The sequence below is a fragment of the Micromonospora fluostatini genome, assembly GCF_050410825.1.
In the GTDB taxonomy this organism is placed as follows: Bacteria; Actinomycetota; Actinomycetes; order Mycobacteriales; family Micromonosporaceae; genus Micromonospora; species Micromonospora rosaria.
Map to the genome: position 1 here is coordinate 4,864,432 of NZ_CP191251.1, position 16,507 is coordinate 4,880,938.

The window sequence follows — 16,507 nt, forward strand, 5'->3', positions numbered from 1 at the left end:
CCGAGCGGGGCGGCCACCGTCGTCACCGGTCAGGAGAGGCGCTGGCGGGCTGGGAGCGGTCGTCGCGCACGTACACCAGCATGTCGCCGGTCTCGATGACCGCGCCGGCCCGGTCGGCCAGGGTGACCACCTTGCCGCGCCGCACCAGGGCGATGACCAGGCACTCCAGCTCGCGCGGGGAGCGGCCCACCTCCTGGCGCTCGGCGGAGCGCATGGCCAGGGCCATCCCCTGGCCGGGGGTGAGCAGGTCCTCGACCACGTCGATCAGCGGCGGCGCGGAGGTGGAGAGGCCGAGCAGGCGGCCCGCGGTCGCCGAGGAGACGATCACGTGGTGCGCGCCGCTCTGCTTGAGCAGCGGGGCGTTCTCGGCCTCCCGGGCCGCCGCGATGATCCGTACCTGACCGGCGGTCAACTGGCGGACGGTCAGCGCCACCAGGACCGACGCGTCGTCGCTGTCGGTGGCGATGATCACCGCCTTGGCGCTGCGGACGTGCGCCTCGTTGAGGGTCGCCGAGCGGGTCGCCGAGCCCTCGATGGCGACCAGCCCGGCGGAGGTGGCCTGGCGCAGGGCGGGCCCGCTGCGCTCGACCACCACGATCCGGGACTTGTCCATGCCGTTCTCCAGCAGGGCCGAGACCGCGCTGCGTCCCTTCGTGCCGTAGCCGCAGATGATGACGTGGTCCTTCACGTTTCTCCCCCAGCGGGACAGTCGGCGGCCGGTCCGGTACTGCTCGGTCAGCACCTCGAGCGTGGTGCCGACCAGGATGATCAGGAAGAGTACCCGGGCCGGGGTCACGAAGAGGATGTTCGTCAGCCGCGCCGAGTCGCTGGCCGGGGCGATGTCGCCGTACCCGGTGGTGGAGAGCGACACCACCGCGTAGTAGAAGGAGTCGAGGAGGGTGATGCCGTCCCCGTTGACGTCCCGGTAGCCGTCCCGGTCGAGGTAGACCACGGCGACGACGGCGAAGACCAGGCCGACGGCGGCGGCCAGTCGCAGGCTGAGGGCGCTGAGCGGGCCACGCCGCTGCGCCGGGAAGTGGATCACCCTCGGGCCTGGGCCACTGCGGTCACGTGCACGTGCACAACATAGCGGTTGGTGCGATCTCCGCACGGCGAGGTTCACGGTCCGGACCCGCGCCGCCCGTCGGACGGGCGCGCCGGTCGGGACGCGGCGGACGCGCCGGGGGTTCACGACGCAGCGTGACGGCCGGCGGGTCGCGGGACAACGGGAACGGCGTGCAGCCGGCATGATGGGGCTGTCCCGTTGACGACCGGTGAAGGTGAGGGCCACATGTCGTTGCTGCGACGGGTGATCGGTGACGTGTTGCGTCGGCTCCGGCGGCGGCAGGGGCGCACCCTGCGTGAGGTGGCCGGGGCCGCCGGGGTCTCCGTGCCGTACCTCTCCGAGGTGGAGCGCGGGCGCAAGGAGGCCTCCTCCGAGGTGCTGGCGGCGGTCTGCCGGGCGCTGGGCATCCACCTGTCGGACCTGCTGGAGGAGGCCCGCGACGACCTGCGCCGGGTGGAGCCGCGGGTGCCGGTCGGGCCCCGCACGACCGTTCACCCCGAGGTCGTCCGGGTGGGCCTGGCCCGCCTGGAGCGGGCCCCGGCCGGTCGGGGCGACGGGGCCGGCGGGTCGGTCCGGCTCGGTCCGCGTACCCCCGGGTTGTCGCACTGTGGTCGGGCCGGCGTGGGCCGACGGCCGCTGGTGCTGGTCTAGGCCGGGGGCGCGGGTCCGCTCGGGGTGCGGCAGGGGCCCGAAACCGGTGGCGGCGCCGCCCCGGGAGGGCTACGTTGCAACTGTTCTGGTGGCGTCCGTGCTGAGCGAGGTGTGTTGATGACGGTCCGAGCCACGGCGGCCGACTCCGGTCGGCTGTCCCTCCCCCGCGCCCTGACCGCAGCAGACCCGAGGAGCACCTTCCGTGGATCTTCCACGCATCTTCACCATCCGCGAGAGTAGCCACCGCATCCACAACCCGTTCACCCCTGACAAGCTCGCCGCCCTGGGCCGGGCGCTGCACCTGGCCCCCGGGACGCGGGTGCTCGACCTGGCCAGCGGGTCGGGCGAGATGCTGTGCACCTGGGCCCGGGACCACCGGATCACCGGGACCGGGGTGGACATCAGCACGGTGTTCACCGCGCAGGCCCGCGCCCGCGCCGCCGAACTCGGCGTCGCCGACCGGGTCACCTTCGTGCACGGCGACGCCGCCGGGTACGTCGCGGACGAGCCGGTCGACCTCGCCGCCTGCGTCGGCGCCACCTGGATCGGCGGCGGCGTGGCCGGCACCGTCGACCTGCTGGCCGGCAGTCTCCGCCCCGGCGGCCTGATGCTGGTCGGCGAGCCGTACTGGCGTCAGCAGGTGCCGGACCGGGAGACCGCCCGGGCCTGCCTCGCCGGCGACGCGGACGACTTCCTGGTGCTGCCCGATCTGGTCGCGCGCTTCGGCGACCTGGGGTACGAAGTCGTGGAGATGATGCTGGCCGATCAGGACAGTTGGGACCGGTACCAGGCGGCACAGTGGCTCAATCTCCGCCGCTGGCTCGACGGGAACCCCGACGACGAGCTGGCCGCCGAGGTACGGGCCGAGCTGCGCACCGATCCCGTCCGCTACACCCGGTACCAGCGTGAACACCTCGGTTGGGGGGTGTTCGCCCTGATGGGCCGCTGACGCGGCGGGCTCCGGCCCGGTTCTGCCGGGGGCAGATCTGCCCCCGGCAGAAACCCTCGTCGCCGGGTCCGCGCCGGTCGCACGCTGGTGGGGCCGGCACCCCGGGCGGCCCGCCCACCGGCACGGTGGAAGGAGGCCCAGCATGACCGGGTACGACGTGCGGATGCTGGACGGCGGGCAGCCGTCCTTCGGTGACCAGGTGTTCCAGCGGCTGCTGCGGGAACGGATCATCTTTCTCGGCACCGAGGTCACGGACGAGTCGGCGAACCGGATCTGCGCCCAGATGCTGCTGCTCGCCGCCGAGGACGCCGAGCGGGACATCGTCCTCTACATCAACTCGCCGGGCGGCTCGATCAGCGCCGGCATGGCCGTCTACGACACCATGCGGTACGTCCGCAACGACGTCGCCACGCTCGCCCTCGGCCTGGCCGGGTCGATGGGGCAGTTCCTGCTCTGCGCGGGGACGGCCGGCAAGCGGTACGCGCTGCCGCACTCGCGGATCCTGATGCACCAGCCCTCCGGCGGCTTCGGCGGCACGGTCGCCGACATCACCATCCAGGCCGAGAACATGCTCCAGGTGAAGCGGACGATGCAGCGGCTGATCGCCGAGCACAGCGGTCGCGACGTCGAGGAGATCGAGCGGGACTGGAACCGGGACCGCTGGTTCACCGCCGAGCAGGCCCGCGAGTACGGCCTGATCGACCAGGTGATCGCGCACGCCGAGCAGCTCGCCGGGCGGTGACCGCCCGGCCCGCCGGTCGGCGGGGTGCCGGCAATGGCCCCGGTTGCCGGCCGGTCGGCTCCCCCGGCCCTCGCCGGTGCCGGATCACCCGTCGAGGCCGGTCCGTAGTTCCTACCGGCCGCTGCGGCCGGCCGAGGACTCGAAGGTCTCGGCGGTGGGCTGACCGGGTACGACCGCGTCTGCGGGTGGGGCTGACGGTCCGAGATCAGAGCGCGTGCCCTGCCTCGGCCAGGTCGTTGATGTCGGCGGTCTCCAAGACCCGGCGAGGACCCCCGCCACGGGCGGACTGGATCATGGCTTGCCCGAGAAGCAGGCTGGTGGTGACGTACCGTGGCGCGAGTCGGCGAAGTGCCGGGTACAGCGGTGTGACGACCCGGTACAGCAGCACGTAGGACGTGGTCTTCGCCTTGCCGCCCGGCAGCGGGAGGATGAAGGCCGGCCGGAACATGAAGGCCCGTGGTGACAGCGCCAGCAGGGCGTTCTCGACCTCGCCCTTCACGCGTGCCCACATCATGCGGGTCTTGCCGGTGCCGTCGGTGCCCGCGCCGGAGACGTAGCAGAAGGCCAGGTCAGGGTTGGCGGCCAGCACCGCCCGGGCGGCGGCCATGGTGAAGTCGACGGTGATCGCGCGGTACGCCTGCTCGCTCATGCCCAGCGCGGAGACGCCGAGACAGAAGAAGCAGGCGTCGTATCCGGCCAACTGGTCCTGGATGGGCGAAAAGTCGGTGAAGTCGTCGTGGAGGACCTCGCGGAGCTTGGGGTGGGTGCGCCCGGTCGGTGAGCGGCCGATGACCAGAACCTCGGCGACCGCAGCGTCGCGCAGGCAGGCTTCCAGCACTCCCTGGCCCACCATGCCGGTGGCGCCGAAGACGATGATACGCATGCGTCTACTCCTCATTCTCCGGCTCCTGTGCCGATGGTGGTGACGCCTGTCGTTCAGGGGTTGTCGCTGCCGCCCGCGACGCCGCGTTGGAGTGTCGCCGCCGTGGTGATGCCGGGTAAAACCAGGTCGATCCAGCGGCGGCGGGTCTCGGCGGGCCGGTCGATCGGCAACGTGGTCAGGAGCAGGAACACGTCGTCGACGGTCACGTCCTCGCGGATGTCTCCCGCTGCCTGTCCCAGGGCGATCAGCGCGGCGAGCGCGGCCCTGATGCGTGTCTCGGCGGTCGTGTCGCCGTGCGGGTCGACTCCGAGGTTGCGTGCGGCGGCCTTCACGGCGAAGTGGTCCGCCGATGACTCGCCCACCCGGTTCAGGTACCCGACGACCTCGTCGACCGGTCGTGTCTGCCTCTGTCGCGCTCGCCGCAGGGATGCCTCGCAGTCATCGGCGGCGGCGTCCACGTACTGCGCCATCACCGCCGCGACGAGGTCGGTCTTGGTGGGAAAATGCCGGTAGAGGGTCCCCACGGCCACGCCGGCGGCCTGGGCGATCTCGTCCATGCCGACCCCGGCTCCGTGCGCGGCGATCTCCGCCCGCGCCGTGGCGATGATCTTCGACCGGTTGCGTGCCGCGTCGGCGCGTAAAGGACGCGACTGGTTTTCCATCACACCGCCCTCTCCAAGCTTGTCAGAAGATGAACCTTGGTTCATCATAATCGTGAACGCTAGTTCATCTTAACGTCGACGGCCAGGAGAAGTCATGCCCCAGCGCACCATCCTCATCACCGGCGCATCCGACGGCATCGGCGCGACAGCCGCACGCCAGCTCGCCCGGCGCGGCGAGCGCCTCCTGCTGGTCGGCCGCTCTCCCGAGAAACTGGCCGCCGTCGCCGGCCCGGCGGGCGCGGAGTCGTTCGTAGCCGACTTCGAGCGGCTCGACGACGTGCGCGCCCTCGCGGCCTGGGTCCGCGAGCGCACCGACCGCATCGACGTCCTAGCCAACAACGCGGGCGGCGTGTTCGCCCAGCGCGTGGTCACCGTCGACGGCAACGAACGCACCATGCAGGTCAACCACTACGCCGGGTTCCTGCTCACCAACCTGCTCATCGACGTGCTCAAGCAGAGCGACGCGACGATCGTCAACACCTCCAGCATCGGCGCCCACGCCTTCGGCAAGATCGACATGGGCGACCTCGACCACGCCCGCACGTACAAGACCATGAAGGCGTACGGCGACTCCAAGCTCGCCAACATCCTGTTCGCCAAGGGCCTGCACGCCCGCTTCCACGCCGTGGGCATCAGCGCCGTCGCGCTGCACCCGGGCAACATCGCGTCGAACTTCGGCAAGCAGACCGGCAACGCCATGATGAAGTTCATCTACAAGAGCCCGCTGGCACGGCTGCTGGACACACCCGACGAAGGCGCCGCCAACCTCATCTGGGCCATCGACGGCACACCCGGCGTCACCTGGCGGTCCGGCGAGTACTACAACGCCAAGCGCGCTATCCCGCGCCGGGTAAACCCGCAGCAGAACGACCAGGCGCTCATCGACGCCGTGTGGGCCGAAAGCGCCCGCCGGGTCGGCCTGCCAGCCCAGAGGTAGTCCCACATCCTGGCCATCAGCGTGAGGAAGGCTCCTCGACCCGGACGCAGGAGGATGGTGCGGAAGGAAGATTCAGAGTGCGGTATCTCGCAGAAAGGTTCCATTGTGAGAGTCCGGCCGCGGGTCGGTCCCAAATCGCGATTTCGAGCCAGTTCTGTTATCAGAACTCGTTCTCACGCAAGTGCGTCACGGTGAGGTTCTGAGAAATGTTTGTGCGAGCATCTCAGAAATGGTCGCCGACGAGAATCGTGAATCCGACTCGCGTGACGCCGCAGCGGTCGAGCGGCACCCCTGCCCGCGCTGCTGGCGCAGCCCGGTTCGCCGTGCCGGTCGCGCTCCGGCGTGGTCGCGACCTCCTACCACACCGGCCGGCTCACCAAGGGCGGCCGGCTGAGCAAGGCCCTGCGCGTGCTCACCGCGGTCGACCGCGGGCCTGGGCGGCAGCCGTGGCGGCGCAGCCGTCATCACCGACGACATGCTGCACACCGTCCTGCGCCGATGGGCCGCCGGCGAGACCGTCGAGCAGATCCGCCCCGACCTGATCATCCCGACTGGCAAACGGAAGGGCCGCAACCCGAGCGCCGCCAGCATCTACCGCGCGCTCGCGGCCCACGGCAGAACCCAGGCGTACCCGGACGCCGTCGAGCAGGCCCTCGCCGAGCACGCACAACGCGCGTCGGCGACGACCTCCCGGCAATCGTGAGTCCCCGACCCGCTCGCGTTCTCGACCCGACCGGCCCCGAGCTGGCTGCCCGGATTCAGGGCCACCCCCTCGACCGGTTCGAGTAACCGTTCCCACTTCGCGCAACCCACACACCGGAACCGCAGGAAACCGCGAAGCGCCCTTCCGGGAACCGCTCTTCAAGGCGATCACAGCAGGTACGTACGGGCCTAGATCAACTGCTTGGCGTTGTTTTTGGGCTGGAAACTACGGACGGGCTGTCGAGTGGGTGGCGGCGCTCGTCGGCGGGCAGCCGCGCACCGAGGACCACCACCACGGCGAGCAGCACCGGGGCGATCCCGGCGACCGCGAAGGTCGGGCCGAGCCCGATGGCTTCGGCCAGCGGGCCGGCGAGCGCCATCGACACCGGCGACAGGCTGATCGAGACGAAGAAGTCCAGCGAGGAGACCCGGCCGAGCATGTGCGCCGGCACCCGGCGTTGCAGCAGGGTCCCCCACAGGACGGTGGCGGCGGAGAAGGCCGCCCCGAGGACCGTCGCCGCGGCCACCACCTGCCACAGGTGCCGTGCCGCGCCGATGACGACGAACGGCAGGCAGCCGGCGCCCCACAACATGATCATGAAGGTCAGGTAGCGGCGGGGCAGCGGGCAGGCCGCCGTCGCCAGGGAGGCCAGCGCGCCGCTGACGCCGAAGGCGGCCATCACGTAGGCGTGCTCCGCCGCGCCGCCGCCCATCCGCTCCTTGATCAGGAACGGGACGAGCACCTGGAGCGGGCCCATCATGGCCAGCACCATCAGGCAGCCGAAGATCAGCGAGGCGAGCAGCCACGGCGTCCGGACCAGGAACCGGAACCCGGCGCGCAGGTCGGCGAGGACCGCGCCGACCCCCGGCGCGGGCGGTTCCCCGTCGGTCGGGTCGGGGCGGGCCGGGGCGGTGGCGGGGATCGCCCGCAGGGTGAGCACGGTCAGCGCGGTCGCGGCGGCGGCGATGCCCAGCGCCGCCCCCTCCGAGAGCGCCCCGACGGCGAGCCCGGCCGCGCCGGGCCCCAGGGCCTGCCGCAGCGTCGGCCGGATCATGCCCTCGAAGCCGTTGACCGCCAGCAGGTCCGCCGGGGGGACCAGGGACGGCACCCACGCCGAGTACGCCGGATAGAAGAAGGCGCTGCCGATCCCGACCAGCGTCGACACCGCGACCAGGTGCCAGACCCGGGTCACGTCCAGCGCGGAGAGCAGCGCCGCCCCGCCCGCCGCCCCGGTCTGCACCACCCCGACGACGAGCAGGATCAGCCGTTGCGGCACCCGGTCGGCGACCACCCCGCCCAGCAGGGAACAGGCCACCAGGCCGACCGCCGCCGCCCCGGCCACCACGGAGAGCGCGGTCGGGCCGCCGCCGATCCGGATCACCTCCCAGACCAGGGCGATCGACCACACCCCGTTGCCGAAGGTGCTCAACGCCAGCGTGGCGGCGAGCCACCGGTACCCCGACCGCCGGAACGGCCGGACCAGCCGGGCGCCCGCTCCCCCGGCCTGCGCGCCGGGGTCGGCCCTGCCCGCCGCCCCGCCGGTGGAATCGGTGCCGGCCGGGGCCGGGTCGCCGGTGGGGCCGGCGGTGGGTGGGGCCGGGGTGGGGCCGGTCGGGCCGCCGGTGGGCCTCATCGGGTGACCGTCAGGACGACCTTGCCCAGCGCGCGCCGGTTCTCCAGGTCGGCGTGCGCGGTGGCGGCGTCGGCCAGCGGGTACGTGCTGACCAGCGGCTGCCACCAGCCGTCGGCGGCGAGCCGCAGGGACCGGCCGGCGAGGCCGGGGATGCCACCCGGCAGGGCGCGGATCCGCTGTCCGAGCCAGCCGACCGTCAGCGACCGGGCCACCACGTCGTCGGTGTCGAAGCGGGTGGGCGCGCCGGCGGACCAGCCGAACATCAGCAGCCGGCCACCGGGCGCGAGCAGTTCCAGGGCGGTCCGGCCGACCTCGCCGCCGACCCCGTCGTACACCAGGGTCAGCCCGGCGGTCTCCTGCCGGATCCGGTCGGCCCAGTCGGCCCGGCCGTAGTCGACGACCAGGTCCGCGCCGAGGTCGCGCAGCCGCCCGACGCGGTCCGCGCCCCGGGCGGCGGCCACCACCGTCGCCCCGGCGCGGCGGGCCGCCTGGGTCAGCAACCAGCCCATGCCGCCGGCCGCCGAGGGGACGAGGACGACGTCGTCGGCGGTCGGTGGCTCCGCCTCGATCACGCCCAGCGCGGTACGCCCGGTGCCGACCGCCGCCACCGCCTCGGGGAAGCCGAGGTGCTCGGGCACCTCGAAGAGGGTGTCGACGGCGGTGACGGCCTGTTCCGCGTACCCGCCGGGCACCATGCCGAGGTGGGCGACGACCCGCCGTCCCCGCCAGGTCGGGTCGACCCCGGCCCCGGTCTCGTCGACGGTCCCGGCGACCTCGCGGCCGGGGATGGTGGGCAGCCGGGGCGGCGGCATCGGGCCGCCGGTCTCGCCCCGGCGCAGGCCGGTGTCGAGCAGGTGCACGCCGCTGGCCTCGACCCGGATCCGTACCTGGCCGGGGCCGGGCCGCAGGTCCGGCAGGTCGGCGAGGACGAGGTTGCCGGGCGGACCGAACTCGTGAAGCTGGATGGCTCGCATACGTCGATCCGACACCCTCAACCCCGGCTGAGGTCAACCCCACCGTTCCACGCGCAGTGGTGTATGTCCCACTCCGTGAATCGCCCGTTGCCCGACCGGACCTATCTGGCCCATAATCCCGACTAATTAAGTAGGCAAACCCAAGTTCGATCACCCCCTCGCGCCGCGCCGCCGGCCCCGGCCCGGACCGCCCCCGGAGGAACCCCCACCATGCGGAAACTCATCCTGCTGGCCCTGGTCGGCCTCGGCGCGCAACTCGTCGACGGCAGCCTCGGCATGGCGTACGGCGTCACGTCGACGACGCTGCTGCTCGCCATCGGCACCAACCCCGCCGCCGCCTCCGCGACCGTGCACCTCGCCGAGATCGGCACCACGCTGGCCTCCGGCGTCTCGCACTGGCGCTTCGGCAACGTCAACTGGCCGGTGGTCATCAAGATCGGCATCCCGGGCGCGATCGGCGCGTTCGCCGGGGCCACCTTCCTGTCCAGCCTCTCCACCGAGGTCGCCGCGCCGGTGATGGCGCTGATCCTGCTGACCCTCGGCCTCTACATCCTGATCCGGTTCACCACCTTCGGCCTGCCCACCGACCGCCTGCACAAGCCGCTGCGCAAGCGCTTCCTCGCCCCGCTCGGCCTGGTCGCCGGGTTCGTCGACTCCACCGGGGGCGGCGGCTGGGGCCCGGTCGGCACCCCCGCCATCCTGGCCAGCGGTCGCCTCGAACCCCGCAAGGTCATCGGCTCGATCGACACCAGCGAGTTCCTCATCGCCATCGCCGCCAGCCTCGGCTTCCTGGTCGGCCTGGGCAGCGAGAACATCGACTTCGGCTGGGTCGCCGCGCTGCTCATCGGCGGCGTGATCGCCGCGCCGATCGCGGCCTGGCTGGTCCGGCACGTCCCGCCCCGGGTGCTCGGCTCCGCCGTCGGCGGCATCATCATCCTGACCAACAGCCGCTCCCTGCTGCGCAGCGACTGGATCGACGCGCCGGACACCACCCGGTACATCGCGTACGTCGTCATCGTCGCCGTCTGGGCCGCCGCGCTGGCGTACTCGATCCGGGCGCACCTGGCCGACCGCCGGGCCGCCGGGCACGCCGAGCAGGACAAGGCGGAGGTCCCCGCGCCAACCGCCTGACCCGACCGACGACGCCGGGGCCGGGGACTCTCCCCGGCCCCGGCGTCGTCTCCGGCCTCCCGCCGGTGGAGCACCACCCGGGGGACGGCCGGCGCGGGCGGCGGCCCCGGCGCGGGGGCCGGTGCGCGGGGGCGGGGCGGCGGTGCGGGGTGCGGGCGGGGGATTCGTGCCGTAACTGGAATTCGGGTTCTTTTCATTGACAGATGTCGCTGCTTGCCCTTATCAAGACCTGGAGAGCGCTCTCACGAATCCGCCCCGTCAACCCCGGGCCGGCCGGGCCACCCCCGCCACCCGGGCGAGGAGGAGTCATGCCGCTCACCGGACGGCGCAGCGTCGCCGGCCCGACCCGACACCACTGGCTGCGCCGCGTCGGCGCGCTCGGCGTCGCCCTGCTGACCCTGGCCGCCGCCGGGACGGTCGCCGACCGCGGGGCCGCCGACGCGCGGCCCACCACCGGCGGCCCGGCCGTCACCGACAGCCACGCCGACCACCGGTACGAGCTCAGCCCGGAGCAGGAGGCCGCCGCGCTGGCCCTCCAGGCGGCCCCGGTACGCGGCTCGGAGTTCCGGGCCAACTGCGCGAGCAAGGGCCGCTCCCCCGACGACCCGATCGTGCGCCCCGGGCAGGCGGGCGCCTCGCACGTGCACGAGTTCTTCGGCAACCTGACCACCAACGCGTACACGAACCTCGCCTCGCTGGTCAACGGCGGGACGAACTGCGACCCGCAGGCGGACCGCTCCGCGTACTGGGTGCCGACGCTGTACCAGAACGGCCGGCCGGTCGCCCCGGAGTCGGTCACCATCTACTACCAGGGGATCACCGACCGGCTCAACGTCAAGCCGCACCCGCAGGGGCTCAAGATGGTGGTGGGCAACCCGCTGGCCACCTCCGCCGACCAGAACCCGGCGGCCCGCTGGTCCTGCCGGGGGCAGAGCCAGTCCAGCCGGGACTTCCTCGCCTGCCCGGCCGGCTCGAAACTGGAGACGTACCTCGACTTCCCGACCTGCTGGGACGGGCGGAACCTGGACAGCGCCGACCACAAGAGCCACATGGCGTTCGGCCTCGGCGGGCTCGGCGGCACCTGCCCGGCCAGCCACCCGGTGCCGGTGCCGAGGCTGGAGTTCCTGATCACGTACCCGGTCACCGGCGGCGGGCTCACCCTGGCCGGCACCCGCAACGGCGCCAACGTCACCACCGCCCCCGGATACACGTTCCACGGGGACTTCTTCAACGCCTGGGACGTGGCGGCACTGCGGTACCGGGTGGAGAACTGCATCGTCGCCGGTTACGTCTGCGGCACCAACGGGCAGTGGATCCAGCAGTGACCGTCGGGATCACGCGGCCGGCCCGGGGCACACCGACCGGCCCCTGATCCCGGACGAGGCCGCACCCACCGGCCGGCGTCGGGCAACCCCGACATGACGTGTCGGGGTTGCCCGGTACCTGGTCCGGATGCCGTCCTGCCCCTCGGCGGGCTCCCCGGGCAGGGCCGTGGTGCGGCCCGACCGATCCGTCGGCGCTACCGCTCACCGGCGGGGCGCTCGGCCAGCCGCGCGAAGGCGGCGGCCTCCTGTTTGAGGAAGCGCCTGGTGCGACTGCCGTACAGCAGCCGCACCAGGCGCGCTCCGGCACCCGTCCACTCGATGCCCAACCGCAGCCGCACGGCGGCCCCGTCCGACCGCAGCCAGTGGTCCGCCCTGGTCCGGACACCCGCCGAGCGGGCCACCCAGGTGAACCCCTCATCCGGACGCCAGTCGGTGATCTCGTACGTCGCGGGCATCAGCCCCGGCTGGCGTACCCGGAAGCGGCTTCCGACCGTGACCGGCCCGGTGCCGCCGTCGACCCGGCTGATCTCCGTCACCGTGGGCACCATCTCCGCCCACCGGTCGAGGTCGCTCATCGTCCGCCACACGGTGCCCCGGTCGGCCTGGACGCGCCGTTCGACCGTCATCGACATGTGCCACATCGTAGGCACGATTCGGGGCGGCCGGGTCCGTCGAGGCCGCCCCGGGGGACACCGGGTGCGCCGAGGCCCGCCGCGTACCGGCGGGTCGGCTACGCCCGACCGGTGGCCGCCCCGGCGGCTTCCGGCGGGGTCCGCCCTGTGGGGGCGGTCCCGCCGGCGCCGCCGGGGCGGCGGACAGGTCACGGGCTGGCGCAGGTGAGCGTCGGCGTGCCGGCGGTACCGCTGGCGAGGAACCCGAAGACGGTCGAGCCGTTCGCGCCGATCGCGCCGTTGTAGGAGACGTTCCGGACGGTGTAGGCGGGGCCGCTGCCGGAGAGCGTGCCGTTCCACAGTTGGCTGACGGTGACCCCGCCGGGGAAGGTCAGCCCGACGGTCCAGCCGTTGACGGCCGAGGTGCCGGCGCGGACGGTGACCTCACCCTGGAAGCCGCCCTGCCACGAGCTGACCTGCCGGTAGCTCGCCGAGCAGGCCCCGGTGACCGGTGGGGTGGTCGGCGGCGTGGTCGGTGGGGTGGTGGGCGGCGTGGTGGGTGGGGTGACCGGGGGTGTGGTCGGCGGGGTGCCGTTGAGGCCGAAGAACGCGATCGCCGACGCCGCCATGCCGGCGGACGGCAGGCTGTGCCCGGCGCCCTGGACGCTGTACGCCTCGACCCGGACGGTGCCCGAGGTGTCGGCGTACCGACGGCGGTTCCAGCCGGCGCGCGGGGTGTCCGTGGACGTCGGTGTCTGGCTGAGGCCGAACACGTCGGTCCACTGCTCGATCGTCTCCTGCAACAGTTGGTACGGCACGAAGGTGTCGTTGGTGCCGTGCCACAACTGCACCGGGGGCCGGACGCCGGTGAAGCCCGGGTACGCCTGCCGGACCGCGTCACCCCACTGCTGCGGGGTCCGGTCCATGCTTCCGCCGGTGCACCTGCTGGCCCCCGGCGGGTAGTCGGCCGCGTTGGCGAAGCAGTTGTACGGCACCCCCATGAACGCCGCCCCGGCCTTGAACACGTCGGGGTGCAGGGCGAGCATCTGGTTGGTCATCATGCCGCCGGAGGAACTGCCGGTGGCGTACACCCGGTTCGGGTCTCCGCCGTACTGCCGCTGGACGTAGCTGATCATCGACAGGATCGACACCGGGTCGCTGCCGCCGCCGCGCCGCTTGGCCGCCTCGGACCAGGTGTCGAAGCAGTTGCCGAACCCGGCCTGCTGGGTCGCGGTCGGGTAGATGACGACGAAACCGTACTGGTCGGCCAGCGCGGCGAACTCGCTGCTGGAGTGGAAGCCCGGCCCGGAGCCGCCGCAGCCGTGCATGGCCACCACGATCGCCGGGTTGGCCGGACGGGCGTTGGGCACGTAGATGTGCATCCGCATCCCGCCCGGGTTGGTGCCGAAGCTGGTCACCTCGACCAGCGACGCCGCGACGGCCGGTGTGGCCAGACCTGGCAGGACCTGCGCCAGGCCGATCACCGCGACGAACGCGGCGCAGCCGGCCAGCAGCCGGCGATGGGTCTTCACGCGTCTCACTCCCTCTGCTGCCTCGTGGGCGGTGCGCGCGTCACCGGCCGGCAGACCGCCGGAGGTGGCACCGCACCGTGATCGGAAACGACACGCCGGAACGGCCCCACCGTCGAGCATCCGGTCGACGGCGGAGATGGCCGGGGCGTGCCCGTGCCGGGGCCCGCCGGCCGGTCCCCCTCGCCCGGGAAGGGTCGGTCGCGGTCCCCGTCGGTGTCGCCGGCTCCCGCAGCACCAGACGTGTGGCAGTTATTCTTCTCCCGGTCCACAGAACTGTCAATCGATTGATGACGATGGGTCGGGGTGCTGTGGGGCGACTTGCCGCTGCCCTCACGCCCACGGGCCGGACGCTCCGGTGGCACGGATCGCCCGCAGTCCGGGTGCCCCCGTGGCACGGGCGCGGGCGGCGTCCACAGTGGGGTGGCTGCGATAATCGGGGCGGCCAGGACACTGGTGTCCACCCCGATCTGCGCCGGAGTGTCGCGTGGTCAGCCCGTTCAGCATCGAGGAGATCCTCCGGGACGCCGCGACCGACGCCGTCCTGCCACGCAGACAGGCCGGCAGCTCACCGCAGAGCCTGGCCGTGACGCTGCTGGCCGACTACACCCTGCGCACCCGCGCCTGGCTGCCGTCCGCCGCCCTGGTGGCGCTGCTGGCCGAGTCGGGCGTCACCACCGCCGGCGCCCGGACCGCCATCAGCCGCCTGGCCCGCCGGGGCGTCCTCGACAGCGGCCGGCACGGCCGCCACAGCTCCTACCGGCTGACCCGACCCGCCGCCGACAATCTCGCCCACGGCGGCGGTCGGATCGCCCGGTTCGCCGCCGAGGCGGAGTCCTGGGACGGCTGGTGGACCCTGGTCGCGTTCTCCCTGCCGCAGGAGGCGACCGCTGAGCGCCGCGCCCTGCGGGGCCAGCTCCGCTGGCTGGGGTACGCCCCGCTGTACGACGGGCTGTGGGTGTCCCCGCACGAGCTGGACGAGGCGTCCCGGGCCGTGCTCTCGACCGTCGCGCTCGGCGCCACCAGCGTGTTCCGCGCCCGCCAGGTGGACATCGAGGCCGCCGGCAACCGGGCCCCGATCGACGCCTGGGACACCGCCGCCCTCGCCCGGCAGTACGACGCCTTCATCCGGCACTGGACCGCCCTGCTGCCCCACGTCCGGGCGGGGGACGTCACTGGCGCGGCGGCCGTCCGGGCCCGCACCGAGGTCATGGACGCGTACCGCCGGTTCCCGACCCTGGACCCGCTCCTGCCCGCCGAGGTGATGCCGGCCGGGCTGCCCCGGCACGACGCCCGCGCCGCCTTCGTCGCGGTGTACGACGGGCTCGCCGAACCCGCGCAGGACCACGTCCGCGCCGTCGCCGAGCGGTACGCCGCCGGGGCGCGCGTCGACATCCGCGCCCACACGGTCGCCGACCTCGGTACCCTGGCGCCCACCGAGCAGGGCACGGACCGGTAGTCGGGCGGGCCGGGCAGCGGGCGGTGCGCCCGGTGCCGCCTCGCTGACGCCGATGGTCACGACTGGTGCCTGCCGGCCCGGCCACGCCTCGACCGGTTGTTCACCGGGCTCTTCGGGTAGGAAGGTCCAGGGCCCCCGGGACGTGTTTCTCTGGAGCGGACCCTGCCTGCTGTCCCTCACAGCGGGGCATTTCAGCCGACTCAGCGGCGTGCTCGGTCCGGCGGCAGCGTTGATGGCGTACCGCGACCGCGGCGCGGCGGTCCCGGGCGCGCCCATCGTGACCGGCGGACACGGAGCCGGGGCAGCTTTCCCGGCCCTTCAGTCCACACAGAACTCGTTGCCCTCGACGTCCTGCATGACGATGCACGAGTCGGTGCCGTCGTACAGGAGTCGCACACGTTCTGCGCCGAGCGGTAGCAGTCGTTCGCACTCGGCCTCAAGTGCGGCCAGGCGCTCTTCGCCGACCAGCCCGGTCCCGACCCGCACGTCGAGGTGCACCCGGTTCTTGACGACCTTGCCCTCCGGCACGCGTTGAAAGTACAACCGCGGCCCCGCGCCCGCAGGATCCTTCGCCGCCGCCCACCCGCCCTGCTCGTCGTCGTACTCTGCCTGGTAACCCAGCGTCTCGGCCCAGAACCGGGCGACGCGTACGGGATCCGCGCAGTCGAAGGTGACCTGGAACTGCTTGACCGCTGACATGGGCCACACCGTATTGCCGCGCGCCGCTCCCCGCGACCCATATCCGACCACCGCTCGCCACGGCCATCCGCTCATACCGCGTGATCCGGGCGCGTTCGACGTCCGCTCATCGAGCCAACGCGCAATGGCCCCGGCCGCTCGACCTGGGCATCCTTGGTCGCCCACTTCTACACAAAACCGGCTTCACGACAAGTGATCGACCGGTCACATTTCGCGTTTGCAGTTCTGTGAGGTGCCCCCGGCAGGATTCGAACCTGCGACACACGGTTTAGGAAACCGATGCTCTATCCCCTGAGCTACGGGGGCGCGAGGGCCTAGTCTAGCGACCTGCGGGTCCACCTGGGGTGGCAGGGCGTGGCCCGCGTCGACCCGGGTTCGCCCGCGTCTTCCGGGGCTCTGTTCTTCCAGCCCGGACCACATCTCGAGCACACGTACCCCGGTTTTCGACCGCCGGTCGGCCGTGGTGACCCATGTTGGTACCGGTTGGCCCGTGGTGGTTTCTGCTGGAGAGCACACGGCGCACACATCGGCGGAGATCAGATCTGGCGGGACG

Annotated in this window: 15 protein-coding genes, 1 tRNA gene and 1 pseudogene; 8 read left to right on the forward strand and 9 right to left on the reverse strand. The window is 72.8% G+C overall.

Features of this window, described 5'->3' with window-relative positions:
* Positions 1-22: 22 nt before the first annotated feature.
* Positions 23-1,045, reverse strand: coding sequence for a potassium channel family protein (locus ACQUFX_RS21345; RefSeq protein ID WP_428962094.1), 1,023 nt, complete (start codon positions 1,043-1,045; stop codon positions 23-25).
* Between the two features lie 246 nt (positions 1,046-1,291).
* On the opposite strand from ACQUFX_RS21345, the pseudogene ACQUFX_RS21350 reads away from it, so the two are divergent.
* From ACQUFX_RS21350 to ACQUFX_RS21360, 3 genes and pseudogenes are all read left to right on the forward strand, one after another.
* Positions 1,292-1,699, forward strand: a pseudogene (locus ACQUFX_RS21350) (helix-turn-helix domain-containing protein); the annotation flags it as partial.
* 220 nt (positions 1,700-1,919) lie between these two features.
* Complete coding sequence (locus ACQUFX_RS21355) at positions 1,920-2,666, forward strand: SAM-dependent methyltransferase (RefSeq protein WP_428962095.1); 747 nt, start codon at positions 1,920-1,922, stop codon at positions 2,664-2,666.
* A gap of 142 nt (positions 2,667-2,808) precedes the next feature.
* Positions 2,809-3,408 (forward strand): ClpP family protease, encoded by a 600-nt coding sequence (locus tag ACQUFX_RS21360; RefSeq protein WP_428962096.1) that lies wholly within the window; start codon positions 2,809-2,811, stop codon positions 3,406-3,408.
* 205 nt (positions 3,409-3,613) lie between these two features.
* Here the strand turns inward: ACQUFX_RS21360 and ACQUFX_RS21365 are convergent, their stop codons facing one another.
* Both ACQUFX_RS21365 and ACQUFX_RS21370 read right to left on the reverse strand, forming a co-directional pair.
* Complete coding sequence (locus tag ACQUFX_RS21365; RefSeq protein ID WP_428962097.1) at positions 3,614-4,291, reverse strand: NAD-dependent epimerase/dehydratase family protein; 678 nt, start codon at positions 4,289-4,291, stop codon at positions 3,614-3,616.
* Between the two features lie 53 nt (positions 4,292-4,344).
* Positions 4,345-5,001, reverse strand: coding sequence for a TetR/AcrR family transcriptional regulator (locus ACQUFX_RS21370; protein WP_428962098.1), 657 nt, complete (start codon positions 4,999-5,001; stop codon positions 4,345-4,347).
* A gap of 46 nt (positions 5,002-5,047) precedes the next feature.
* Between ACQUFX_RS21370 and ACQUFX_RS21375 the strand changes: the two genes are divergently transcribed.
* Together ACQUFX_RS21375 and ACQUFX_RS21380 are read left to right on the forward strand one after the other, a co-directional pair.
* Entirely contained in the window at positions 5,048-5,890 is an 843-nt protein-coding gene (locus ACQUFX_RS21375) for an SDR family NAD(P)-dependent oxidoreductase (RefSeq protein ID WP_428962099.1), read from the forward strand.
* Between the two features lie 475 nt (positions 5,891-6,365).
* Positions 6,366-6,593, forward strand: coding sequence for a hypothetical protein (locus ACQUFX_RS21380; protein WP_428967154.1), 228 nt, complete (start codon positions 6,366-6,368; stop codon positions 6,591-6,593).
* A gap of 193 nt (positions 6,594-6,786) precedes the next feature.
* On the opposite strand, the gene ACQUFX_RS21385 is transcribed toward ACQUFX_RS21380, so the two are convergent.
* Together ACQUFX_RS21385 and ACQUFX_RS21390 are read right to left on the reverse strand one after the other, a co-directional pair.
* The gene (locus ACQUFX_RS21385; protein ID WP_428962100.1) at positions 6,787-8,226 is read right to left on the reverse strand and encodes an MFS transporter; all 1,440 of its coding nucleotides are present in this window, start codon (positions 8,224-8,226) and stop codon (positions 6,787-6,789) included.
* Positions 8,223-9,200 (reverse strand): zinc-binding dehydrogenase, encoded by a 978-nt coding sequence (locus ACQUFX_RS21390; protein WP_428962101.1) that lies wholly within the window; start codon positions 9,198-9,200, stop codon positions 8,223-8,225. The genes ACQUFX_RS21385 and ACQUFX_RS21390 overlap by 4 nt, the downstream gene beginning before the upstream one ends.
* A gap of 210 nt (positions 9,201-9,410) precedes the next feature.
* On the opposite strand from ACQUFX_RS21390, the gene ACQUFX_RS21395 reads away from it, so the two are divergent.
* Positions 9,411-10,331: a sulfite exporter TauE/SafE family protein gene (locus ACQUFX_RS21395; protein WP_428962102.1), complete on the forward strand. Its 921-nt coding sequence runs from the start codon at positions 9,411-9,413 to the stop codon at positions 10,329-10,331.
* 308 nt (positions 10,332-10,639) lie between these two features.
* The gene (locus ACQUFX_RS21400; RefSeq protein WP_428962103.1) at positions 10,640-11,656 is read left to right on the forward strand and encodes a DUF1996 domain-containing protein; all 1,017 of its coding nucleotides are present in this window, start codon (positions 10,640-10,642) and stop codon (positions 11,654-11,656) included.
* 194 nt (positions 11,657-11,850) lie between these two features.
* Here the strand turns inward: ACQUFX_RS21400 and ACQUFX_RS21405 are convergent, their stop codons facing one another.
* Both ACQUFX_RS21405 and ACQUFX_RS21410 read right to left on the reverse strand, forming a co-directional pair.
* On the reverse strand, positions 11,851-12,288 hold the full coding sequence (locus tag ACQUFX_RS21405; RefSeq protein ID WP_428962104.1) for an SRPBCC family protein: 438 nt from the start codon (positions 12,286-12,288) through the stop codon (positions 11,851-11,853).
* Positions 12,289-12,476: 188 nt separating this feature from the next.
* Positions 12,477-13,799 (reverse strand): extracellular catalytic domain type 1 short-chain-length polyhydroxyalkanoate depolymerase, encoded by a 1,323-nt coding sequence (locus ACQUFX_RS21410; RefSeq protein WP_428962105.1) that lies wholly within the window; start codon positions 13,797-13,799, stop codon positions 12,477-12,479.
* A 484-nt stretch (positions 13,800-14,283) separates the two neighbouring features.
* Here ACQUFX_RS21410 and ACQUFX_RS21415 point away from each other — a divergent pair, with 484 nt between their 5' ends.
* Positions 14,284-15,255 carry a PaaX family transcriptional regulator gene (locus tag ACQUFX_RS21415; RefSeq protein ID WP_428962106.1) on the forward strand — a complete coding sequence of 324 codons (972 nt, stop codon included), beginning with the start codon at positions 14,284-14,286 and terminating at the stop codon, positions 15,253-15,255.
* Positions 15,256-15,573: 318 nt separating this feature from the next.
* Here ACQUFX_RS21415 and ACQUFX_RS21420 read toward each other — a convergent pair whose 3' ends face one another.
* Positions 15,574-15,954, reverse strand: a complete 381-nt coding sequence (locus tag ACQUFX_RS21420) for a VOC family protein (protein WP_428962107.1) — start codon at positions 15,952-15,954, stop codon at positions 15,574-15,576.
* Between the two features lie 233 nt (positions 15,955-16,187).
* Positions 16,188-16,260, reverse strand: a tRNA-Arg gene (locus ACQUFX_RS21425).
* Between the last annotated feature and the right edge of the window lie 247 nt (positions 16,261-16,507).

What these genes read in the sequence shown, in the direction of transcription:
- ACQUFX_RS21420 (WP_428962107.1), bottom strand. Translation starts at nt 15,954, where the DNA reads ATGTCAGCGGTCAAGCAGTTCCAGGTCACCTTCGACTGCGCGGATCCC.
- ACQUFX_RS21390 (WP_428962101.1), bottom strand. Translation starts at nt 9,200, where the DNA reads ATGCGAGCCATCCAGCTTCACGAGTTCGGTCCGCCCGGCAACCTCGTC.
- ACQUFX_RS21370 (WP_428962098.1), bottom strand. Translation starts at nt 5,001, where the DNA reads ATGATGAACCAAGGTTCATCTTCTGACAAGCTTGGAGAGGGCGGTGTG.
- ACQUFX_RS21400 (WP_428962103.1), top strand. Translation starts at nt 10,640, where the DNA reads ATGCCGCTCACCGGACGGCGCAGCGTCGCCGGCCCGACCCGACACCAC.
- ACQUFX_RS21360 (WP_428962096.1), top strand. Translation starts at nt 2,809, where the DNA reads ATGACCGGGTACGACGTGCGGATGCTGGACGGCGGGCAGCCGTCCTTC.
- ACQUFX_RS21365 (WP_428962097.1), bottom strand. Translation starts at nt 4,291, where the DNA reads ATGCGTATCATCGTCTTCGGCGCCACCGGCATGGTGGGCCAGGGAGTG.
- ACQUFX_RS21405 (WP_428962104.1), bottom strand. Translation starts at nt 12,288, where the DNA reads ATGTCGATGACGGTCGAACGGCGCGTCCAGGCCGACCGGGGCACCGTG.
- ACQUFX_RS21380 (WP_428967154.1), top strand. Translation starts at nt 6,366, where the DNA reads ATGCTGCACACCGTCCTGCGCCGATGGGCCGCCGGCGAGACCGTCGAG.
- ACQUFX_RS21385 (WP_428962100.1), bottom strand. Translation starts at nt 8,226, where the DNA reads ATGAGGCCCACCGGCGGCCCGACCGGCCCCACCCCGGCCCCACCCACC.
- ACQUFX_RS21395 (WP_428962102.1), top strand. Translation starts at nt 9,411, where the DNA reads ATGCGGAAACTCATCCTGCTGGCCCTGGTCGGCCTCGGCGCGCAACTC.
- ACQUFX_RS21375 (WP_428962099.1), top strand. Translation starts at nt 5,048, where the DNA reads ATGCCCCAGCGCACCATCCTCATCACCGGCGCATCCGACGGCATCGGC.